We start from the raw sequence: 22,791 nt of genomic DNA, 5'->3' as shown, positions 1-22,791 counted from the left end.
AGTTGACAAGGCACCGCTTTTTGTTTAATTTCGTCCCATGTCAACTATGTATCCCAGGGTTTATGATATCATCGTCGTTGGCGCCGGACACGCCGGCTGCGAGGCGGCCCTGGCCGCGGCCCGTTTAGGGCATCCTACCCTGCTCATTACTATAAATATCGATACCATCGGGGCTATGTCCTGCAATCCTGCTATCGGCGGCCTGGCCAAGGGCCACCTGGTCAAGGAAATTGACGCCCTGGGCGGGGAGATGGCCATAAATACCGATGAGACTGCCATCCAGTTCCGGCGTCTGAACACCAAGAAGGGCCCGGCCGTCTGGTCCTCGCGAGCCCAGGTGGACCGGCTCCTTTATCGGCTGCGCATGAAATCGGTTCTGGAAAACCAGGTCAACCTGGACATCAAGCAGGCCATGGCGGATAACCTCATAGTAGAGAATAGTGCAGTCAGGGGGCTTGAGACCTCTGTGGGCGAAAGGATCGGGGGGAAGGCGGTTATCCTGACTACGGGCACCTTTTTGAATGGCCTCATCCATATCGGCCTCAAACAGTTTGCGGCCGGGCGGATGGGCGATCCTCCCTCCCAGCATCTTTCCCAGTGCCTTAAAGACTTGGGGTTTGCTATCGGCAGATTGAAGACAGGCACCACTCCGCGTCTGGACGGCAAAACTATCGACTTCAGTAAGCTGGAAGCCCAGCATGGAGACGACCCGCCACACCTCTTTTCTTTTCGAAGCAAGGGGGCCAGGCAGAAACAGGCGCCCTGCTATATAACTTATACCAACGAGCGCACCCATGAGGTTATCCGGCAGGGGCTGGACCGTTCTCCGCTTTTTACCGGCGTTATAGAAGGTGTGGGCGCGCGCTATTGCCCATCTATCGAGGATAAGGTGGTGCGTTTTGCGGATAAGGAGCGCCATCAGATATTTCTTGAGCCTGAGGGACTTGATACTACAGAGATTTACCCTAACGGCACCGCCACCAGCCTGCCGGTGGATATACAACTGGCCATGCTCCGGACTATTCCGGGATTGGAGAAGGTGGAGGTTATACGGCCCGGCTACGCCATAGAGTATGACTATGTTGACCCTCAACAGCTAAAGCCGTCTTTGGAAACCAAGCCGGTACACGGGCTGTTCCATGCCGGTCAAATAAATGGCACCAGCGGTTATGAAGAGGCGGCCGCCCAGGGCCTGATGGCGGGCATAAATGCGGTTTGTTATGTGGAGGGCAGGGAGCCGGTTATCCTGGATCGTTCGCAGGCCTATATCGGCGTTCTTATCGATGACCTGGTTACCAAAGGCACCAATGAGCCTTATCGCATGTTCACCTCCCGGGCCGAATACCGTCTCCTTTTACGTGAAGACAACGCCGATCTCCGGCTTACGGAGCTCGGCCGTGCTGTCGGCCTGGTTACAGACAATGCCTATGCCATCTGCCAGGCAAAAAAGAAGAAGATAGAAGAGGCATTAGCCGGATTACACGGGATCAAACTCCCGCCTAATACCGCCAACAACGATTGGCTGAAGAGCCGTAACAGCGCCCCGCTTAAAAACATCACTTCGCTGGCTGATCTTCTGCGCCGCCCCGAGTTGTCCCTGAAGGATATTATTCCATTGTACCCTCCTTTAGCCGATCTGCCGCCGGAGGTGGCCGGCGAGCTGGAGGTCACGATTAAGTATGAAGGTTATGTGCGGAGACAGGCTGAACAGGTAGAGCGTTTCAAGAAGCTGGAAGGTTGTCTGGTCCCGGAAGATATAGATTTCAGAACGCTTCCGGGTATATCGCGGGAGGTACAGGAGAAGCTGGATCGTATCCGTCCCCGCTCTCTCGGACAGGCCGCACGCATTTCGGGCATCACGCCGGCGGCTGTTTCCATCCTTCACATTCATCTTAAAAAGAGAGGTTATGCGCTATGAGTCAGAATCAGGCCCCGGCCGTTTCTAACTGGATAAGGGAACAGGTCGGAAGGGCAGGGGGAAGGGGCACTGTTTTTGGATTGAGCGGCGGGGTTGACTCGGCGGTGGTGGCTGCCCTCTGCAAGGAGGCGACGGGTAAAGATGCCCTCGGCCTCATTATGCCCTGCCACAGTCTGGATGAGGACATCGCCCATGCCCGGCTGGTGGCAGACGCTTTTCAGATTAAAACGCTAACGGTTGATCTCAGCCCCGTTTTTGATAGCCTTAAGGCCATGTTGCCCGAAGGGACTCAACCGGCTTACGCCAACCTTAAACCACGCCTGCGCATGATGACGCTTTATTATTTTGCAAACCTTAATCATTATCTGGTGGTCGGCACCGGCAATAAGAGCGAGATCAGCGTCGGGTACTTTACGAAGTATGGTGATGGCGGGGTAGATATATTACCCCTGGGAGATTTTTTGAAACGTGAAGTAAGGGAGCTGGCCCGCAGTCTGAAGGTTCCCCAGGTTATTATCGACAAACCGCCCTCAGCCGGACTCTGGGCCGGACAGACAGATGAGTCGGAGATGGGCGTGACCTATGAGGAGATAGATAATTATCTGAAAGGACTTGATGAGAAAACCACATCTGACCTTGCTTCGCAGGTGAAAAACAAGGTTAACGCTATGATGACGGCCTCGGAGCACAAGCGCTCGCCTCTTCCGATTTATTATAGGGAAAAAGCTTAGATAGTGTTCATCCGGAAACTACCGTTTCCGGATTCACGCTTTCAGCCATCAGCCGTCAGCAAAAAATCAAGACAACAGCATGTTAAGCTGAGAGCTGATAGCTGAATGCTGACTGCTCCATACGGAAATCTTGGCTTTTCCGGATGAAAACTATATACATCTTCTCCTGGCATCGTCCGTATCCAGACGGGTCCAGTGCCCGTTTTTCTGGAACCACCAGGTCTGTCCGTCAAATTTAGCGGCCAAGGTACCGTGATATCGCATCATCTTTTTGACTTGAGCCGGAGAATAGGCCTTATAGTAATACCCCTGTGATTCGCCGTCTGTGTATGATAGGGTAGCCCCTATAGGAAATAGGGCCAGTAATATAACAAAAATGTAACTTTTACGCATAATCCTTACTTCCTTATCAGATAGATGCATATATTGAACGCAAATTCAATGCCAGATAATCAGCCCTAATTAATAAATAATGTAAATACAATAGGTTAGCATAAATTTTTGATAATCGATATTATGCCCTAAGAAACATTTTTTCCTTAATAAGGGTACTTTTTTTCCATTTTTGTGGAATTATTTTTCTCTTTAGCAATATACTCTGCCTTTCTTTTTCAAAAGGAGAGAGGGGGCATTTATAGACAGCGGAGAGGCAATAGATCATGGCCACGAAGCTAGGCTTCTTTTTTGTGGGCAAGACAAAAGAGCGATTTATTCAGATGGGAATAGATGAGTACCTGCATCGCCTGAGACGCTACGTTTCTACTGAGGGCAGGGTTGTGAAAGCCGGGAAGATTGGACCTAAAGCGGACACAAACAAGGTTATTGAGGCTGAAAGTAGAGATATCCTGACCAGAATAAACCCCGCTGCTTATCGCATAGCCCTCGACAGCACAGGGAAACAGCTTTCGTCCGTCGATCTGGCCCGATTTTTGACCGACCTCGAAAGGCAGGGCCGGGAAGAGATTATTTTCATAACCGGTGGCCCTTTGGGCCTTTCACCCACCCTGCTCAAGGAGTGCCACTTTATCCTTTCACTCTCAAAACTTACCCTTACGCATGAGATGTGCCGCCTTATACTCTTCGAGCAAGTTTATCGGGCTTACACGATAAAGGCCGGTGAGAAGTACCATAAATAACCGGCTAGACAGACTCGACGCTGACTACTTCCGGTATCTCTTTCTTGAGGTATTTTTCAATACCGTTTTTAAGGGTCATCTGAGACATGGGACAGCCCTTACAGGCGCCGGTGAGGCGGACTGAAACTACTCCATCTTTGACATCCACCAATTCGACATCGCCGCCGTCTTTCTGTAAAACCGGCCTGATTTTGTCCAATACGCTTTGCACTTGTTCCTTCATTTAATTAGCCTCCGGATAGAAATAAGAGGGTTAAAACCTAACACACCCCCGAAAAATTGCCAATAAAAAAACATTTCCTAAACGTATCAGTTTAGCTGTTTGAAAGAGTATTCTTAAATCCCTCCCAACCTCCCTTTTTCAAAGGGAGGAGAAACGCTTCCCCCTTTCCCAAAGGGGGATTGAGGGGGATTTTGGCTATTATAGCGCCTTGCTTAGGTATATCTTCAAAAACCTAAAATATTACCCCAAAACGTTCTTTGACTTTTAGCATAGTGTGGTCTATCATGGCCGATATGAAACGCAAGGCAAAGATCATCTGCACCATCGGCCCGGCCTCGCAATCCGAGGAAGTCATCTCTCAACTGGCTCAGGCCGGTATGGACGTCGCCCGGCTTAATTTTTCGCACGGCACCCATGATGACCATCTAAGAAACATTACGCTTATTCGGCGGGTCTCGGCCGGATTAAGGAGGCCCATCGCCATATTGCAGGATCTCCAGGGGCCCAAAATACGCATCGGGACTTTTGCCCATGGTCCGGCAAACCTCGTACCGGGCGGACGTTTTATCATATCCACAAGGCCCAGACCGGGGGACGAGACCGGTGTTTCTACTTCTTATAGCAAGCTGGCCCGGGATGTTCATCCCGGCGATTTTATCCTCATCGACGATGGCTTAATCAAACTCCGTGTCCTGGAAACAGATACGGAAGACGTAACCTGCGAGGTAGTAAACGGCGGCGTGCTTTACGATCGCAAGGGGATCAACCTCCCCGGAGTACGTATCTCGGAGCCGGCGCTTACGGCTAAGGATAGAGAAGACCTGCGCTTTGGACTGGAAAATGGGGTGGATTATATAGCCCTTTCCTTTGTCCGTGATCCACGGGATATAATTGAAATAAAGGAAGTGATAGGCGACAAACGGGTTCCGGTTATAGCCAAGCTGGAAAAGCCGGAGGCCGTGGAAAAGCTCGATGCCATAATAGCCCTGGCGGATAGCATCATGGTGGCCCGTGGCGATCTGGGGGTGGAAATCTCGCCGGCCAAAGTCCCTGCCCTTCAGAAGCGTATCATCGAAAAGTGTCACCATCAGGGTGTACCGGCCATAACGGCCACCCAGATGCTTGATTCCATGATGGTGCACCCCACACCGACCCGCGCCGAGGCATCGGATGTGGCCAACGCTATTTTTGACGGAAGCGACGCCGTAATGCTCTCCGGGGAAACCGCCTTCGGGAAGTATCCGGTCCAAGCCGTGGAGATGATGGCCCGCATCATTGAGGAGGCCGAAAAAACGCCGTACTTTCGTTTGGGCCACCGCGATGTCCCGGCAGATACGGTCATTTCCTTTGCCCAGGCGATATGCCACGCCGCTTATCACAGCTCCAGGGAAATCGGCGCTAAGTTTATCATCGCCTTCACCGAGACGGGCTTTACGGCCCGCCTTATCTCCAAATACAGGCCCGAATGCCCGATTATAGCCCTCACTCCGCACGAGGAGACGTGCCGGCGGGGTTCTCTTTACTGGGGGACCATTCCTATCCTGATGGATTTCGCCCGCGATACCCAAGAGGCCATTCGAGAAATGGAAAACAAACTCTTAGTCGAAGGGTTGATCAACAAGGGTGACCACTTAGTGGTTATGGCCGGCTCGTCTATGGAAGTCGGAGGGACGAATCTCCTTCGCCTCCGCCGGGTGGGATAACTCTTCTGCCCTGCCCTGTAGCGAAAGAGGTCTCTCCAGGTTATTTGCCGCAAGGAGTGCGTCATCCCGCAAGATATCCGGCGTGGGCCCGTCTGCTGCTACGCGTCCGGCGTGCAGGACGATGGTACGCTCACAGGTATCCAGTATGAGATCGAGATCGTGAGAGGCGATAATCCTGGTGTGCGTAAAGGTACGTAGCAGGTTTATGAGCTGCCGCCTGGCCCTGGGATCAAGATTGGAAGAGGGTTCGTCCATGACCAGGATATCCGGGTCCATGGATAGTACGGTAGCAATAGAGACCGCTCGCTTTTGGCCTATAGACAGCCTGTGCGGCGGCCGGTGTTTCAAATCCAGACAGCCTACTGTTTGCAATGCCTCCAGCGTCTTTTCCTCCACCTTCTTGCTGTCCCACCCCAGGTTGAAGGGGCCAAAGGCCACGTCATCATAAACCCTGGGCATAAAGAGCTGGTCATCCGGATTTTGAAAGACCACGCCTACCCTGCGCCGGACATCGTTTACGGTATCCCTGGAGACAATGACATTACCGACATTCACCGTCCCCTCGGTCGGAAAAAGATACCCGTTTATCTGGAGGAGCAGGGTCGATTTGCCCGCGCCATTGGACCCCACCAAACCTACGGATTCACCATGCAGGACGGTAAATGAGATACCGGAGAGCGCCCGTGTACCATCGGGATAGACGTATCCGACATCTGTAAACTCAATGAAATGGTGACTCATAACTTTGCAATTAGCTGTCAGCTATCAGCATTCAGCTATCGGTATTCTGACTCCTGACTCCTGAATTCTGTTTTCTGATTCCCGAAAGCGCAAAGTTCGCCCCGGTCAAAGATGCGCCTGGGCGTGCGAATTTGCTCGCTATTCTAAATCATGTGCATGACCCTTAATGCCGCCTGGCCGATGATCTCGCTTATATTGTACCACCGGCACAGGACAAAAAAGGTCGTCCAGGCCAGGAAAAAGATGCCATCCTGACAGGTGATGCCGCTGCGCCTTGCCGCATAAAAATGACCGTTAAAGGCACGGCTGAACATGGCCTGATGGACGCGCTCCGCCCTGTCCACGGCCCTTAGAAACAAGGCCCCCAGGAGATGGACATAGACCCTTAACCCGGTTCCCCGGCCGTCAAAGGCCCGCATATTCCTGGCCCGTACCATACGCAAGGCCTCATCCATGAGGACGAATATAAAATAGTAAAGGAAATAAAGCTGTACGATCAGCGCCCTTGGTACCTTTAGCCTTTCCAGGGCCAGGCAGATGCCCGGAAAAGAGGTCGTGGCTATGAGAATTAACGCGGCGGAAACCGTTAACATGAAGCGGATCAGGATAGAGGCGAAGGAAATCCAACCCCCACTGACAGGCACACCGCCCAGGTACAGCTCAATCTGTTGGTCGAACAGGGGGTTAAAGGCCCCCACCAGGACGGCAAACGGAGAGACAGCCGCTATCTTTTTAAGCAATAGCCCCACGGGCAGAGCAGCCCGGGATACGAGGATAACCGGAAAAACAAGAAGAGGGGCCAGACCCGTCAGTTCATACTTGGAGAAAGAGACCACGGTCAGTATAAAAATCGCTGTAGTCAGCAGCTTGACGCGGGGATCAAGCCGATGGATAGCGGTATCCTGGTAAGACAGGGTATCGAGGTATTTAATATCAAAGTATGCGCTATCAAAAGAGGCCACGTCGATTCAGGAACCAGGCATTGGGGCCAAATCCCTTAAGGCTCCTATCTATCTCTTTTTTCTGAGGGCCAGCCCGATGAGCAGCGCCAGGCCGGCCGTGAGCGCGGCTCCCACCACACCGGATACAGAAGTGCCGGCGCTGACCGTGGGCCAGGGTTCCGGCTTATAAGTTTCGGGTATCGCATTCTCCGGCGAAGATGGTTCCTTAAAGCCATAATCGGGGAGAAAGGCGGACTTTTCCTGGAGCCCACCCAGGATGCGGCCAAGGTTATGGGCAGATTCGGGCAGTTCCGCCTTTCCATAGACCTTTGCTATGGACCATTCCAGGCCGTCCGGAAAACTGGATGCAAACCAGGAAAGTATGCCCCCGGTTAATAAGGCCAGAACCGCCAGGGAAGCCAGTATATTTCGTATGGGAAGCCCGCTCAGCGGCCTTGATTTCGCGGCTCCCTCCAATATCTCAGGCCGCATCTGTCTTACAAAATTTACTACACCGGCCGTTATGAATCCCTCAATTACGCCGATGGCCAAATGAATCGGCAACATGGCCAGGACAAACGACATGAAGGGCAATTCGGACCTGCCGGAAAGCAGAGTTTGTAAGACCACAGAAAATGCGCCCATCTGAAGGGCCAGGACCGATGAGCTGACCGAGGCTGCTGTGATTTTTCCGGCGGTGGGGTTGTCCCGAACGATATTCTTATAAATCAAGGGATAGGCCACAAAACAGGGGAAGACGCCCATATTAAAGATGTTGCACCCCAGGGCCATGAGGCCGCCGTCGGCAAAGAACAGGGCCTGGATAATCAAGACCGAGGCTATGGTGAGAAACGCTGCGTATGGGCCTAAAAGAATGGCCAGGATCATGCCCCCGCCCAGATGCCCGCTGGAGCCGGTGCCGGGGATCGTGAAGTTTATCATCTGAGCGGCAAAGATAAAGGCTCCCAGAACCCCCATGAGCGGGATTTTCTTCTCATCAATTTCCAGCCGCACTTTTTTGCTTGCGTAAATAATGGCCCCTCCGCTGGCGGCCCAAAACGTGGCGCCCACGGCTGGAGATAATAAGGCATCGGCCATGTGCATAATTATTTCTCCTTCTGGCTGTGCTACTATTATATTATTTGTGTTATTTAATGCGAAATTAGTTCGCTGTCAAGCGGAAAGCCGTTTGCGATATCCGAAAGGCTTCAACCCTCGACTCCTCATTGTCGATTATTGACCAGCAGAAGGCGAAGCCTTTGAAGCTACTCTTGCTCCCTTCTTAAAGGGCAAAATGAACAATTGGAACGGTGTTATCGGCTTCAAGCAAACAGCCGCAGGGGGTAAGAGCAGGAAGCCCGGTATGTCCGGGCTGGTTAGGAACCGGGGATGAATGGTACTACAGTTGCCAAATTAGCTGGCATAACCCGGTCATCTGTCAACAGGGGAGGGCATTACTGCGAGGGAGAAAATTGGCGCCGGATAATCAATTAAGTTTGGTGAAACTATAAATTGCATAAATTCATGACCGTAATCAGCACTCTTTTGAGACAGCCCCAGTAAGTTACGACAGTCATATAGTTAAGTCTAGCTGTTGAACAGTTCCCACCGTTCCATTTTCTGTTACATATAACCCTGTGGATTTTACTTCTCCTTGAACTTCATTGGCGTCATTCTTAACTGCAAATTGTGTATTTAAGTTACCCAGATATAATGCTCCGATACCCTTTTGTCCCAGTGCAAACAAGTAGTCGTTGCCCTGAGCGTCTTTTGACCAAATGCGCAGTTTGTCAAATATTGAATCGTTTTCATCTATCCACTGGTTGCCATCCTCGTTATATTGAGCCAGCTCAGCGAATCCATCCCCGCTGCTTGGCCCGAACAGTTCACTGCCATTGTTAATTATTTGGTCGTTATTTTTGTCTATGGCAAGAAATCCACTGCCCGGACTAACAAATGAAATATTATCTTTGTTTCCATCGGAGTCTAAATCAAAACTGAATTTTGTGTCTGTTAATTCGGCGGCTAAACCGCCGTAATTTATTACAAGAGGATCAATCTTTGCGGCATCCCCGGCTCTGATATGGATATCTTGTTCCTGCACGAACTCCCGGCTCATATTGATATTCACAGAGAAATTTATTTCCTTTCCATCCTCGGTTTTGATAATTCCTTCTGCTGAAAGTGATGTTTCCTCATATTCGTAACGAACTTCATGATAATCGTACTCAATTCCCCAGCCTTGCCTTTCAGGGGCTTGTCCCTGTTGCTGCTGATTCTGCAGATCAGATACTTTGCCTTTTAATTCAGAACATTCTTCTCCACCTTCTTCAAGTTTGACGAGGATCCTAATTTTGATCTTTTTGCCTGTTAGGGCTTCTAAAAGTTTTTCTATAAGTTTTACTTTAATTTGGTCCTCACCGCTTAGTTCACCATCGATTATTCCGTTTTTTTGTGCCGGCTGTGCCTCTTTTGCCTTGACCGACAAATCCAAAATGTAATCTTTTGGCTTAGGGATATGTTCGGCTGGTAAGCGTCCTGCCGCTTGATTATTGCCTTCAAAATCAGGCCTTACGTTCCCTACCCACATTTTCAGACTTTCACTTTTTTCATACTTTTCAAGGTACGTCCGATTGCTAAACATAGCAATGCTTGAATCTTGAATTTCCATAAGCAGTCCTCCTCCTTGAGTTTGAGAACATGCCGGAAAGTCCTTTTTCCAGCATTGGTTATATTATGTATAATTATCGGTTTTCCAGGAAAAAACTTGAACTTTTACTCTTTCGAATTCTTTACGTCACCCGAAGTAGCCAAAGTCAGGCCTGAGGCGAAGTTTTAGGTAAAGAACGCATCTGCCCGTGGTTGGGAACAGAGATTGTATTCCCCCTTTTCGGAAAGGGGGGCGAGGGGGATTTTGTCCTGGGTCTTGCGGCATTTTCAAAATACTAAAGTGATACAAAAGATTGGATCCCGGAGCCTGCTCCGTACTTGATACGGAGTCAAGCCTGGAATGACAATCAAAGTAAAGGGACTTATGACGCACTACACGAGAAAGAACAAAACCGGGAGTGAAAAGCCCTTTGGATTGAACATGCATAGCGAGGGATTCCCCGCTGCTTGCCATCCAGGTCCGACACTGGCGGGCTGTGGGGATCTTCAATCGTGGGAGGCGCTGGTATGCTGTCTCAGCCCTGTTTCTCCCAGCGCAGGAGTTCGGCTATCTTCGCCAGCGTGCCGCCTTCTTTAATCTCGGCCCGCAAGCGGTTTTCCTTCTCCAGGACATCCATGGCCCGGTTGGCGTATTCAGCGGCTATGGCCTTTGGCAAAACCACAAGGCCGTCGTCATCGCCCAGTATCCAGTCCCCGCTTTCTATTCTTACTGTGCCGATATTAATCGGTATGCCGATCTCGCCGAAGCCTTTCGGCTCGCCGGCGTTGGGCATTATCAATTTACTGAAGGCCGGAAATTTCAGTTCCTTTATATCGCGAGTATCCCGGATAGCGCCATCTATAACCACACCGGCCAGACCTTTCTGTATTGCCGAATGTGTGGCCAGTTCCCCCCATATCGCCGGCCCCACGCCTCCGGCATCAATGACTATAACCTCGCCTTTAGAGGCAATATCTATGGCCTCGACCGGCTTGGCCCAGTCACCGGGGTAGGTCCGCACCGTAAGCACCCGGCCAAACATCCTGATGCCCGGAAAAAGGGGGCGCAGTCCGTGCACCACGCCGCCACGATGCAGGGCGTCAGAGAGGTTGGCTGTGGAAACCTGGCTTAATACCGTATTGATTTCAGCCCCGGTAACCCGTTTGAAAAGACGCGTGGGGACAGCCGCCTTTTCGGTAATGGCCTTCTTGATAGCCGAGGCCGCCTTCTTGGGATCAGCAGCCTTGGTAACAGCCCCGCCCACAATCACTATAGACGCCCCGGCCTCTACAGCCAGGAAGGCCGTCTCTGAATTTATGCCGCCGGCTACGCCTACGGGTATGGTAAGGGCCGCGCTGACCTGGCGGAGCGCCGCAAAGGGGTCTTTCCCCTCCATCTGCTCATCAATAGAACAGTGCACAGTAACAAAGTCAGCCCCCCATTCCTCGGCCTCACGGGCGCGGCTGACCGGATCGGGGACAGCAATGAGATCTACCACAATTCTGGCGCCGTAATTCTTGCCGGCCTGGATACATTCACGGATAGTAGCCGGGCTGGCGGCGCCGAGGACATCGACGATATTGGCCCCGGCCTTGGCCGCGGCCTCAACCTCTATCCGCCCTGCGTCCATGACCTTCATGTCGGCAACAATGGTCACATGGGGAAAGAGCCGCCGGAGTTCCCGGACTGCCTCTAATCCTTCGCTCTTGATAAGGGGAGTACCGGCCTCCAGCCAGTCCACCCCTCCCGCCAGGGCAGCCTTCGCTACCTTAATCGCCCGTTTAAGATCTACAAAATCCAGGGCTAACTGCAAAACAGGCTTCATCTTTACTCCAGATTGGCATGACGCGCCAGAAGGGTCCGGTAATCACTGCCCTTCTCTCTGTAGATGGTCAGGATAATGGCCTCCAAGAACAGGAAGGCCGACTGCTCAAAAAGCGACCCCGGGGGTTGACCCGACGGCATCTCTTTATCCCTCATACGTTTTGTTCCTCCTGGCAGCGCCAGCCGGCGATCGGATAACCCGGCCAGAGGAGATTTTTCATCACCTAAGATCGCATAGGTAAGCGCGCCTGCCTGTTTGGCTATTTTGACTATTTCACAGGGCAAGGCCGTCTCGCCGGATCCGGACAATACCACAAGCAGCGCGCCTTTTTTTATGGGAGGAGTTATGGTCTCGCCTACGAAATAGCAATCATATCCCAAATGCATCAGTCGCATGCAAAAAGCGCGGAGTATATAACCGGAACGTCCCTGGGCCGAAAAAAATATGGCCGGTGCGCTGTTTAAGCATTCTATGAGACCTGCCGCCTCTGCCGCATCTATTTTGCTTAAAAGTTTCCGGTTCTCCTCCTGGACATATTTCAGGCAATCATTAATCATGCTCTTCATAACAAAGTTTTTAAACCGGAGATACGAGAGAAAAGAATGACCGGCTCGTCCCCGTCTGCATGCGGAGAAAAGAAATAGCCGCCTCCGGCCCATAGCGGTTGAGTATCTCCAGGGCCATACTGGCAAAAGAAATCACTGATGATGCTTCATACGTATGGAGGAGTTCAAATACCTTTTGTCCGGCTAACATGGCCACTTCATCGTTTACGGCCATCATCCGGCTTGTTGTTTCCACAATCTGCCCGAATGTCTTGGCATCTATCTTAGCCATAAGTTCGGGCAGATTTTCTACCAATAGCACTGCCAGACGCGGGCTCTGCCGGGAAGTCTTATTTACCGCCTCCAGGAAGGCTTCAGAAAATTCGGGCTTCTGAAAAAGGCCGGACAACTTTGCCGCCAATATCTTACCGGATTCATAATCTTTCACTGTGGCCTGATAGACGATGTCATTATAGGCGGACAGGAAATCAGGTCTGTTGCCTTTAATAATAAGCGGCAGTTCCCGTGCGGAAATGATGCCCGCCTCATAATCTCCTTCCACTATGCGGCGCAGACTCTCGGTATAGGTCAGCGCCTCTTGGTCATTCATCTCGGTTATACCCTCCGCTATGAATCGTGCGCTCTCTTTCGCAGCCGTATGATCTCGTTCAGCTATATAGGTTATAATCGCCTCATAATGGTTCAGGACCGGATCCGGTGACTTCCGCAAGAGGTCGGGAAGAACCTCTGCCACCACCAGTGCGACATCGTGATCCTTTCGCGCCATACGCTGCAATATGCCTTCATACCTGGTCAGGTCCTCTGTACGGTCTTCTTTTATGAGTTCAAAGACCTTTTCCGCAGCGATAGTACCCAGGCGGAAGTCTTTTTCCACTATGCCCCAGAGGCTTTTTAGATATGTGTCCCTTTGCCTGCCGTCCAATTTTTCCATTAAGGCAGCTATCTTTTCAGCGGCCATCATGGCGATTTTATGATCGCCGCCGGCCAGATGAGCCAATATCCTTTCATACTGGACGATTAAGGCCCCATTTTCTTTGTCTATAAGCTCGGAGAATATCTTGGCCGCGCTAAGGGCGACACGCCCATGGAGTTTGGCCAGGCGGTGCACTACTTCCAGATAATTTACATGGAACCTGGATTCTACATCCCTGAGTAAATATGGGATTCTCTCTCCGGCCGCCATACCGACCTTCTCATCCTGTTCTGCACACAGCGTTACAATATTAGCGTAAAGGGAAAGGGCCTTCTCATCAACCTTTTCTAATAATTGTAAGATCTTATCCGCGCAAAATACCCCTACCCGGCCATTTCGCACCGCGATCATGCCCACTGTATCCAGGTAACGACGCCTCAGGGAGGCGGGGATCTCCGTCAGATAGTGCAATAGCTTATCGGCCATAATAACGCCGGATTCCCTGTCTCTGGCCGCTATGTTGCCGGCGACTTCCCCGTATTTTTTGATAATAGCCTCATCCATATCCTTAAGCAGCGGGAGCAATTTCTCTGCCATTATCATGCCGACCTTATAATCATTTTCTGCGCCCCGACTCACTACGGCTACATAGGTCTCCATCGTATCCTTACTGATACCAGAGATAAATGACGGCAGACTCTCGGCCGCAGCAAGACCTACCCGATAGCTTAACATGCTGATATTACTAATTGTTTTTAAGTAATTGGCCCTGGCCGGTTTATTTACCTTGTCTATCCATTCAAGCAAATTTCCGGCAAAGGTAACGGCTACCTGGCAATTTTGTGCACAGGTTTGTTCGATAATATTTTCATATTCAGAGATCATTTCCGGGGTTAATTTATTCAGATAAGCAGGAAGGTGCTGAGCGACTGTGGCTGCCAGGCGATAACTTTTACCCGCAAAACGGATAATAACCTGCGCATAGAGGTCTATTTTTTCCGGGGTCAACCCTGCATAAGCTGCAGATAACGTCTTTGCCGCAGTAATCCCAAGATCATGTTTGATGGCCGTAGTTTTTTTCACTGCGGTAATTAAAGAATCTTTTATCTCATCCCCTGCCTTATCCAGCGGGCCAAGTAATTTTATGGGATCAACCGGCTGGCCGGACTGAAATTCTTTTATGTGTTTTGCTATAATAAGTTCTCTATCCATAGATTACCCCCACGCTTACGTGAGCATTGTCAAAAGCTAACCACTAACAACAGTTCAAGCAGCTTAACCCGTTCAAACTGCTTAAACTGTTTAAACGGCTTGAACGGTTTAACTAGGTTTACTCTGTGGGTTGATGTGGTGTTTCTTTGTCACCTTATAGCATAAAAGACTAAAAAAGGAATCCAGAAAAATGTTATGAAAATTCTAATTAGTGTTCATCCGGAGACCCAAGATTTCCGGATGAAGCAGTCAGCGGTCAGCTATCAGCATTCAGCTTAACATCTTGTTTATCTTGGTTTTTAGCTGAGGGCTGATCGCCGATGGCTGAAAGCTTGAATCCGAAAACGACAATTTTCGGATGAAAACTAATTATCACCACCTAATCGTTAATGTTTTTATAAAACATGCCGTTAATAATAGGTAAGTAATTTTTACACGTTAATTTTCAGGAGAAAACCTAAGCAAAAAGGAGTAATCGCCATGGGGGAAGCAGTAACACAAGCCGAGGCCGGCTTTCAGGAATTAGCGGCCAGGGAAGGGAAATATTTAACTTTTGTGTTAGGTAAGGAAGAATATGGCCTGGAAATTTTAAAAGTGAAAGAAATTATCGGCATGATGGATATAACTTCCGTACCCAATGTACCGTCTTATGTTAAAGGTGTAATCAATCTGCGGGGCAAGGTGATACCTGTAGTGGAATTGCGTTTAAAATTTGGTATGGAATCTATCCCTTATACGGAGCGGACCTGCATTATTGTGGTGGATGTTCAGGTCAAAGGCCGCCCCGCCCTGGTCGGGATAGTGGTGGATGCCGTCTCCGAGGTTTTAAACATCAATCGGGAAGAGATAGAAAACACACCTAATTTTGGGGCTGAAATGGATACAAGCTATATCCTAGGCATGGCCAAGGTCAAAGGGCAGGTCAAGATACTGCTGGACATCGATCAAGTTCTTGATAATAGCGAACTGGCCCTTTAAGAAATCAAAATATGGCTCTCCTTACGGCGGCGGGATAGAGTAGGTTATAACTTCTGTCCCGCCTCCTTTTTTCTAAAAACCAGCCCTTATTTTTTGTAACCGTTCACCCTTTACCGAGGAATATTTTTTCATGTTCCTGGGGACAACGGTAACCTGATAACGGTGAACGGATACTATCTTTTCGGCTTGCCTCGGGTTTGTTAAAGCATTTGCCTTGACTATAAGGAAATGCTATAAATTTAAAAACATCGCGTCCAAACTTTGACTTTTTACGAGTTCATCAGCTATGGTACCATCTCAATCACGCAATATTCTCATCGGCATCACCATTCTCATTTTCGTTATAGCCTTCGGAACGAGCGGCTATATGCTTATCGAGAAATGGGACTTTTTAGACGCCCTTTACATGACCGTTATTACTTTAACCACCGTCGGATATGGGGAAGTCCGGCCGCTGGGCGGTTCAGGACGGGTCTTTACAATCTGCCTGCTTATCATGGGCGTTGGTTTTGTGTTTTACATGTTCGGAACCATAACCCAGATCATGGTAGAAGGCCAGTTTAGAAGGCTTTTGGGGAGGAGAAAATTGGAAAAACAGCTTGCCGCATTAAAGGACCATTACATTATATGCGGTTATGGCCGCATTGGACAGATTATCTCCCGGGAGATTGCTAAAAAACCTTTGCCGCTTGTGATTATCGAAAACAGTCCGGACCTGATAAAAACCATTGAAGAGCAGGGACATCTATTTATCGAAGGCGATGCCACACGGGAAGACACATTACTTAAGGCCAATATTCAAAAGGCCAAGGGCCTGGTAGCCACAGTATCTTCCGACGCTGATAACGTATATATCATACTCACCGCCCGCGGCCTGAACCCGGGTCTTTATATCATGGCCCGGGTCGTTGATGAAAAGGCTGAGCGAAATCTATTACAGGCCGGAGCAAACCGGGTTATATCACCATACCATATCGGAGCGCGTAAGATGGCCCAGGCGATCCTGCGGCCGGCCGTGACTGATTTCATCGAGTTAGCCGTACACCGGGGAGGGATAGAGCTGCAAATAGAGGAGATCCCGGTGCGCGCCCCGTCTCGTATTACAGATGTGCCGCTTAGGGAATCCGGGATAAGGCAGGAGTTAGGGTTGATTATAATTGCTATCCAGAGGGCTTCAGGTGAAATGCTTTATAACCCCCCACCGGAGGCCAGGATACAGGTAGGCGATACGCTTATAGCTATGGGATCCCCGGAAAGCTTGGGTAAACTGGAGAAGATGGTAGGAGTGGCCGAGATGTAGAGAGTATAAAAGTTCAAATGACAAAGTTCAAAGTTCAAATGAATGTCAAAGCTCAAAGCTGAAGGCTAAAAGCTCGGTCTTCCGCAGGCATGGTAGAAACATCCTGCGGACACGGATGGCTTTAGGGCAATTCAGAAGGACGGCTATGAAATTATGATCTTTTCAATCAAGCACGTAAAGAATTGCATTATTTCATGGCTGCCCCCAATTTCCTTCCTAAGCGCTTTGTTGGGCCGTTGAGCTATTTACATGAACCGCTTCTGCATGTAGTTTTAAGCCGAGTGCGCCTATAACTTTAAGTATTGTGTCGAAACCTGGACTTCGTTCCCCAGAGAGTGCTTTGTAAAGACTTTCGCGGGACAGACCGGCATCACGTGCCACTTGTGACATGCCCTTGGCCCGGGCAATATCTCCCAGGGCTTTAGCAATAAAGGCAGCGTCGCCATGTGCTTCCTCAAGGCAAGCTTCCAGATAAGCAGCCATTTCCTCTGGGGTGCGAAGATGTTCAGCGACATCATATCGGGTAGTGATGGTTTTAGTCATGATACACTCCTATAAATTCCGTGCTAGGCGTAAGGCGGTTTTGATGTCCTTGGCCTGGGTATGCTTGTCGCCGCCGGCCAACAAAATGACCACCTTCTGTCCTTGCTTTTTGAAATACACCCGATAGCCGGGTCCATAGTCAATCCGCAATTCTGAAACACCTTCGCCAACCGACTTAACATCTCCAGGGTTTCCATCTGCCAATCTTTCGATCCGGAGAAGGATACGAGCACGTGCCCGGATGTCATGCAACTCATCGAGCCATTTAGCGAAAATTTCAGTCTTGCGGATTTCAATCATGAATCATAGTGTAGCCTCTCGGCTACATATTGTCAATGCCATTTTTGTAGCGCTGTGGATGAAGCACAGCATTATATTTTAGCTGTCGATTGTCTTTTTCATAGTCATAGGGAAAAAAGAGGGTGGCGTCAAGCAAAAAGGGGGGTGGGGTTATAGGCCATCCGGTTTCCCGGGGCCTTCGGATGGAAATTAACTATGAAGACACTGCAATAATGCGCCGTTCAGTAACAATCATATCCATCAGAACATCGTGTTTATCGAGGGGAATCGAAGGCGCTATCTGGATCTCATAGGCCAGGGCTACTTTTAAGGAACTGCCCGGCAGGCCCGGTAAAAAACGATCATAAAAGCCCATTCCATATCCGATGCGTCCACCCCGGTTGTCAAAAACACAACCCGGCACTACAGTAATGTCTATATCCTCCGGGGATAATGGCCTGAGGCTGGTATCCTTCGGTTCCAGAAGGCCGAAACGGCGTGGGGCTAAATCGCATTTCAAGTCTTTTAAAACAGAAGGGACTATGACACCCCGCTCATAATCCGTGTACGGAACGGCCACCACCTTACCTTGCTCCAGCGCCGCCTCTATTATGTACTGCGTCTCTGCCTCGCTCCGGAAGGAGACATATAAAAAAACGCCACTGGCCCGGTTCCATTCCGGCAGGGCCATAAGGCGCGCAGCAATGGCCTCTGAACAGGTCTTACGCTCTAAAGGGGGGAGACTGTCGCGGAGCTTGAGGATGCGACGTCTTAATTCAGCCTTGGTCTCCATTTTCTTAAGTGTAGCCGTCAGCTTTGGCCTCCATTTCCCTGACATTCCTTTAATATGATATCGATGATGGCCGGCACCTGTTTCTGAATCTCATCCGTTAACTCCATCCCCCAGTCAATAGCCCTGGGCTCTACGCCGATTATTACCACCTCCGGCGAATAACCCAGTTTTTTGGACATGGAAAGGGACTCTACCACACCGAGGTCATGCAGGGAAACCGGGCCTTCTTTATCTGCGACGAGGTCTTCAGGACGGCACTGGTAAATTGTCCCCGGCTTCTGCCCGGCCTTAAGGGCATCAACGATTATCACCTTTTGTACCCCATCCAGATAAAAAGCTAAATTCATGGTGGCTGTACCCATATCCAACAAATCCACATGGGCCGGCATCTCCCTGTCGCGCAAGGCCTGGATGATATGCACCCCTATCCCCTCGTCCTGGAGGAGAAGATTACCTATGCCGACAATTAGTATCTTCTGATCATGCATAATCCACCTTACATTAAAAATCCAGGGGGCTTTTAGCTTCTTTCACCGTCCTGCTCGGCACGCAGTGCGTATTAAATATATCAGACGGAATATCGCGCATAGGACGATAATAAGGAATGTGTTATTCATCCCATTTGGGATGATAACAAGTTGAACTTATGTCCAATTCGCAGGAAATTGTCAAATTGTTTCTCAAGCTTATCATTTGGTGGTATGATAACAAGAAACCAGTTAATAATATTGATAGGCCGACGCTTCGCGTCGCCCTATCGGGCTGGATGAGGACGGATTGCCAGCCCGCGCGAAGCGCGGCCTATCAATCCGAATCGAACAGACACCCCTACGGGGTGCTCCTCATCCGGCCCGTTATAAGCTTAAAAATAATATTCTTAGGTTGAATTAATAGCTTTTATGAAGAGAAACGTTTTAACAATATTTCTTGCATCACCAAATGACTTACAGGACGAGCGTCGAATAGTTCGTAATACTGTAGAACGAGTAAATAAGGTTTTTTCGCGTAAAGTAGGCTGGCATATTGAACTGCTCGGTTGGGAGGATACGCTTCCCGGTGGTTATCGTCCACAGGAACTAATAAACAAGGATGTTGATTCATGCCAACTTTTTCTAGGTATCTTATGGCGCCGGTGGGGTCAGGAGACAGGAAAATACAGCTCAGGATTTGAAGAGGAATTCATTCGGGCACGAGAACGTCGGGAAAAATCTGGAGTTCCTGAAATATGGTTGTTTTTTAAAGCTGTTGATAAAGATATCGCTAAAGACCCTGGTGAGCAACTTAAAAAAGTAATAAATTTCAAAAAAGAACTAATAGAAAGCAAGCAATTTATGTTTAAGGAATTTAATGAAACAGAAACTTGGGGTCGTGATATATATGATTATTTATTGCAATATATCCTCGAGTTATCAACAAAAGAAACTGAACAGGAGAGCCAAGAAGAATTAAATTTAGCAGGGCAAGCAAGAGAATCAATATCAGATACAGAGTCAAAAGCTAGTGAAAAGATAGAATCATATCCAGCTGAATTGATAAGTCTTTTTAATAAAGTAAATGAGAAGCTTAGTGAAGGCAAGCCAGCCGAATTAGAGGAGTCTGATCGAATACGACTATATCTACAATCAAGTGCATGGTTTTCTGCAGACCATTTAGGGGAAGTCTTTGGTAATCATGAAATAAATCTTGTGTATACGAGAAGAAAAGAATGGGAACTTTCAAATTCTGAAGCATGGTTTCTGGTTAGATCATTTATTAGTGATACTTCTAACAACCGCCCCGGTTGGTATTGGATCAAAGACAGGAATGATGAGGCGGTTGAATTCGTAATCACATGGTTAGCTACCAATGACAGGAATATTGATGTTCGACGTGGCGCCCTATCTCTTCTTGTGGACACAGGATTTAATGCAAGACGTGATCTGCTTGAAGCTGGAATGAATGACAGTGATAAACAAGTTATATTAAGAACCATTGATCTTATCAGGCTTTCTGGAAATCAAGACAATTTTGATCTATTAGACAAAGTCGTTGATACCGATGATTCCGATATTAAGCAGGCTGCTATTTCTGCAAAGGTAGATATTATGTTCTTGAATAAACCTGAAGATAGCTTTTCTTACTTAGTTAATTCAGGCGCGAAAATAACATCTTTAATGAAGAAAACGCTTGATGATATGAGTCTTGCTGTCGATAGTTCATTATTGTTTGATGCATTGAAAAAAGCGGACTCTTCTGTAAGGCGATTCTCCGCGCAGTATGTCCGTAAATCAAAATTACTCACAAGAGATAAAGCATATGAGTTGCTAAAGGATACCGATCCTGGAGTAAGGAAAGAAGGATTATTACAACTAATTGAATTGGATGAAGATATTGATATGGGTTTTATTAAGAAATTATTTCCAGAGCCAAAGGAAAAAAGACAAGGGTTGCTTGGATATGCATTTATGGACGTGAAGGCAGAAGAATTTATTCCTATTCTATTAAGAAAGCGTGATCCTCAGCAGCTTTTGGATCAGCTTGATTTCTACAAGCTTAACGATGAAGAAGTATACAGAATTTTAGCTGAGGATCACTTTAGCCTTATAGAATCCAGAATAAGATCTGATCTAGATGATGCTTTCGAATCTTTCAAAAAAGATTCTGGGGCACATCTTAGAGAAAAATATGGAGACATAGAAGGGATATATCAGCCTGAAGCAATTGAATATATTAGAGATACGTTTATAGCTGCTGCTATGGATGGGTTGGCAGTGAATGGTCAACATGAGGATATTAAATACGCTAGAAAATACCTTGGAAATACAAAATATAATATGGCTGATAAAGGCGCTATAAATTTACTGGTCAGGTTTGGTGATTCATCGGATGTAGAAAGACTTATTGAAGCTGCAATTGAAAATTACGGGAATATGCAAAGAAAAGCAGTGGAAACGGCATATAATTTATCTGACAAGAAAGATGATTTATTAAACAGGTTAATCAATCATGATGATTCATTTATTGCAAAAATAGCCATCCAAATTCTTTCTAGGTGTGAGTCAGGTAAGATTATTGATTTTGCAAAAAGTCTTCTTCAATCAAAGACAGATCAAAGACGTGAGCAGGCAGTAGCGATTCTCGCAAATCAATTTAATCCGGAGGAGTTGGAGAGTCTTCTAACTGATTATATTTCTCAGGGATCATATTATTATAATGTCGTGACATGGTTTGATAGATGTCTTTACTCAAAAGGCTCCTATCTTAGTTTTTACAAATCAAAACTATCTGGCATGATTAATGAAAACTGAGAAAACTTATAACAATTCCATGCATTAGAATGCGTGACAGAGCCCCTGAGCATGGTCGTTCGCCTTAATAAAATTGAAGAGAAATAATAAGCTATGGATCGTGATCCCCCTCTGAATGTAAAGAGAATTTTACGCCAAGAAGTTAACTATGGGTGCCCTGTGCCGAATTGCGGGAGTCCTTTCTTAAGTTGGCACCATTTTGACCCCCCCTGGTCAGTCAAAGAACACCACAATCCTGAAGGCATGATTGCCCTTTGCACACAATGCCACCCGATGGCAGATTCCGGTGCTTTTTCTTCTGCTCAGCTAAGAAGCTTCAAACAAACTCCAAACCCTATAGAATTCGTAAAAACGAAATTCCCCTGGATGCCCGAGAATTGTATTATTCGCCTTGGCGGCTGTTATGCTCCAGATTGGTGCAGAATTTCTATCTCTAGTGAGTCAATATTAGAAATTAGAAAAGATGACGTTGGATTAACAACTGTTAACTTCGTCCTTAAGAATGAAAACAATGAAATTCTTGCTACAATGCATGAAAATGTCTTTTCCGCCTTTCCTGACGCTATCCATGATCTTGCAATTTCCGCTTCTGCTAATCGAATAAAAATCTGGTCAGAAGAACGTCGTATTGGTCTTGAATTTTATTATTCTCGTAGGTCACCCAGCGAAATCGAGGAATATGTCCAAAAAGATACTCCTGTTATGCCTGATTTTGTGGGTCAGCCAGTCCCAATTGAGAACTTAGAACAGTTTTACATTGAACTCTCAAAAATACAGGAGTTTATGCCTGAGATTGCGGCAATAGGATACAGAAGAAATGACCCTGTCGGTACTGCAGTAAGATGGCATGTGGCGCATCATATTGGTGAGGATGGTAAAATTCCTTTACTTGATTTTATCTCTTGTCGTTTTTGTCATGGGGGAAAATGTATCGAACTAAGAAATGGAAAACTTGGCGGATTAGAATTTTGTGGGGGAAATACCTTTAGTTTCTAAACATTCATTAAGGATGGCGAACCAGCGGCTGAAGTAGGACTGGCAAATCCGCTGCG

At 48.2% G+C, this 22,791-nt stretch carries 21 protein-coding genes; 8 read left to right on the top strand and 13 right to left on the bottom strand.

What is annotated here, in order from left to right; translation table 11 throughout:
• The first annotated feature begins 37 nt into the window (after window positions 1-37).
• Both mnmG and nadE read left to right on the top strand, forming a co-directional pair.
• Complete coding sequence (gene mnmG, locus RDU59_07445) at window positions 38-1,918, top strand: tRNA uridine-5-carboxymethylaminomethyl(34) synthesis enzyme MnmG (protein ID MDQ7838311.1); 1,881 nt, start codon at window positions 38-40, stop codon at window positions 1,916-1,918.
• A complete protein-coding gene (gene nadE, locus RDU59_07440) occupies window positions 1,915-2,649 on the top strand; it encodes an NAD(+) synthase (protein MDQ7838310.1) in 735 nt (244 codons plus the stop codon). The genes mnmG and nadE overlap by 4 nt, the downstream gene beginning before the upstream one ends.
• A gap of 150 nt (window positions 2,650-2,799) precedes the next feature.
• Here nadE and RDU59_07435 read toward each other — a convergent pair whose 3' ends face one another.
• Window positions 2,800-3,042 carry a hypothetical protein gene (locus RDU59_07435; protein MDQ7838309.1) on the bottom strand — a complete coding sequence of 81 codons (243 nt, stop codon included), beginning with the start codon at window positions 3,040-3,042 and terminating at the stop codon, window positions 2,800-2,802.
• 266 nt (window positions 3,043-3,308) lie between these two features.
• On the opposite strand from RDU59_07435, the gene RDU59_07430 reads away from it, so the two are divergent.
• On the top strand, window positions 3,309-3,785 hold the full coding sequence (locus RDU59_07430) for a 23S rRNA (pseudouridine(1915)-N(3))-methyltransferase RlmH (GenBank protein ID MDQ7838308.1): 477 nt from the start codon (window positions 3,309-3,311) through the stop codon (window positions 3,783-3,785).
• Window positions 3,786-3,789: 4 nt separating this feature from the next.
• Here RDU59_07430 and RDU59_07425 read toward each other — a convergent pair whose 3' ends face one another.
• A complete protein-coding gene (locus tag RDU59_07425) occupies window positions 3,790-4,008 on the bottom strand; it encodes a NifU family protein (protein ID MDQ7838307.1) in 219 nt (72 codons plus the stop codon).
• 284 nt (window positions 4,009-4,292) lie between these two features.
• Between RDU59_07425 and pyk the strand changes: the two genes are divergently transcribed.
• Entirely contained in the window at window positions 4,293-5,711 is a 1,419-nt protein-coding gene (gene pyk, locus RDU59_07420) for a pyruvate kinase (protein ID MDQ7838306.1), read from the top strand.
• Here pyk and RDU59_07415 read toward each other — a convergent pair.
• The 7 genes from RDU59_07415 to RDU59_07385 form a co-directional block, all read right to left on the bottom strand.
• Entirely contained in the window at window positions 5,640-6,452 is an 813-nt protein-coding gene (locus tag RDU59_07415) for an ABC transporter ATP-binding protein (protein MDQ7838305.1), read from the bottom strand. The two genes, pyk and RDU59_07415, sit on opposite strands and share 72 nt — an antisense overlap.
• Before the next feature lie 143 nt (window positions 6,453-6,595).
• Window positions 6,596-7,414 carry a cobalt ECF transporter T component CbiQ gene (gene cbiQ, locus RDU59_07410; protein ID MDQ7838304.1) on the bottom strand — a complete coding sequence of 273 codons (819 nt, stop codon included), beginning with the start codon at window positions 7,412-7,414 and terminating at the stop codon, window positions 6,596-6,598.
• Window positions 7,415-7,462: 48 nt separating this feature from the next.
• Window positions 7,463-8,497 carry an energy-coupling factor ABC transporter permease gene (locus tag RDU59_07405; protein MDQ7838303.1) on the bottom strand — a complete coding sequence of 345 codons (1,035 nt, stop codon included), beginning with the start codon at window positions 8,495-8,497 and terminating at the stop codon, window positions 7,463-7,465.
• Window positions 8,498-8,966: 469 nt separating this feature from the next.
• Window positions 8,967-10,064, bottom strand: coding sequence for a hypothetical protein (locus RDU59_07400; protein MDQ7838302.1), 1,098 nt, complete (start codon window positions 10,062-10,064; stop codon window positions 8,967-8,969).
• A 514-nt stretch (window positions 10,065-10,578) separates the two neighbouring features.
• A complete protein-coding gene (gene hxlA, locus RDU59_07395) occupies window positions 10,579-11,868 on the bottom strand; it encodes a 3-hexulose-6-phosphate synthase (protein ID MDQ7838301.1) in 1,290 nt (429 codons plus the stop codon).
• A gap of 2 nt (window positions 11,869-11,870) precedes the next feature.
• A complete protein-coding gene (hxlB, locus tag RDU59_07390) occupies window positions 11,871-12,434 on the bottom strand; it encodes a 6-phospho-3-hexuloisomerase (GenBank protein MDQ7838300.1) in 564 nt (187 codons plus the stop codon).
• A 10-nt stretch (window positions 12,435-12,444) separates the two neighbouring features.
• Window positions 12,445-14,559, bottom strand: coding sequence for a hypothetical protein (locus RDU59_07385; protein ID MDQ7838299.1), 2,115 nt, complete (start codon window positions 14,557-14,559; stop codon window positions 12,445-12,447).
• 480 nt (window positions 14,560-15,039) lie between these two features.
• On the opposite strand from RDU59_07385, the gene RDU59_07380 reads away from it, so the two are divergent.
• Both RDU59_07380 and RDU59_07375 read left to right on the top strand, forming a co-directional pair.
• Window positions 15,040-15,537: a chemotaxis protein CheW gene (locus RDU59_07380; GenBank protein ID MDQ7838298.1), complete on the top strand. Its 498-nt coding sequence runs from the start codon at window positions 15,040-15,042 to the stop codon at window positions 15,535-15,537.
• 286 nt (window positions 15,538-15,823) lie between these two features.
• On the top strand, window positions 15,824-16,837 hold the full coding sequence (locus tag RDU59_07375; GenBank protein ID MDQ7838297.1) for a potassium channel protein: 1,014 nt from the start codon (window positions 15,824-15,826) through the stop codon (window positions 16,835-16,837).
• Between the two features lie 216 nt (window positions 16,838-17,053).
• Here RDU59_07375 and RDU59_07370 read toward each other — a convergent pair whose 3' ends face one another.
• The 4 genes from RDU59_07370 to RDU59_07355 all read right to left on the bottom strand — a co-directional run bounded on the left by RDU59_07370 (window position 17,054) and on the right by RDU59_07355 (window position 18,940).
• Entirely contained in the window at window positions 17,054-17,380 is a 327-nt protein-coding gene (locus tag RDU59_07370; GenBank protein ID MDQ7838296.1) for a putative addiction module antidote protein, read from the bottom strand.
• Window positions 17,381-17,389: 9 nt separating this feature from the next.
• Window positions 17,390-17,680, bottom strand: coding sequence for a type II toxin-antitoxin system RelE/ParE family toxin (locus RDU59_07365; GenBank protein MDQ7838295.1), 291 nt, complete (start codon window positions 17,678-17,680; stop codon window positions 17,390-17,392).
• A gap of 193 nt (window positions 17,681-17,873) precedes the next feature.
• Window positions 17,874-18,452 carry a 5-formyltetrahydrofolate cyclo-ligase gene (locus RDU59_07360; protein ID MDQ7838294.1) on the bottom strand — a complete coding sequence of 193 codons (579 nt, stop codon included), beginning with the start codon at window positions 18,450-18,452 and terminating at the stop codon, window positions 17,874-17,876.
• A 17-nt stretch (window positions 18,453-18,469) separates the two neighbouring features.
• The gene (locus tag RDU59_07355) at window positions 18,470-18,940 is read right to left on the bottom strand and encodes a hydrogenase maturation protease (GenBank protein ID MDQ7838293.1); all 471 of its coding nucleotides are present in this window, start codon (window positions 18,938-18,940) and stop codon (window positions 18,470-18,472) included.
• A gap of 411 nt (window positions 18,941-19,351) precedes the next feature.
• Here RDU59_07355 and RDU59_07350 point away from each other — a divergent pair, with 411 nt between their 5' ends.
• The gene (locus tag RDU59_07350; protein MDQ7838292.1) at window positions 19,352-21,739 is read left to right on the top strand and encodes a DUF4062 domain-containing protein; all 2,388 of its coding nucleotides are present in this window, start codon (window positions 19,352-19,354) and stop codon (window positions 21,737-21,739) included.
• Between the two features lie 93 nt (window positions 21,740-21,832).
• Window positions 21,833-22,735 carry a hypothetical protein gene (locus RDU59_07345; protein MDQ7838291.1) on the top strand — a complete coding sequence of 301 codons (903 nt, stop codon included), beginning with the start codon at window positions 21,833-21,835 and terminating at the stop codon, window positions 22,733-22,735.
• Window positions 22,736-22,791: the final 56 nt, after the last annotated feature.

The sequence above is a fragment of the Thermodesulfobacteriota bacterium genome, from assembly GCA_031082315.1.
GTDB lineage: Bacteria > Desulfobacterota > QYQD01 > QYQD01 > QYQD01 > QYQD01.
Note: the sequence above shows the minus strand (reverse complement) of the source record. Positions and strands in the feature narration are given on the sequence as shown.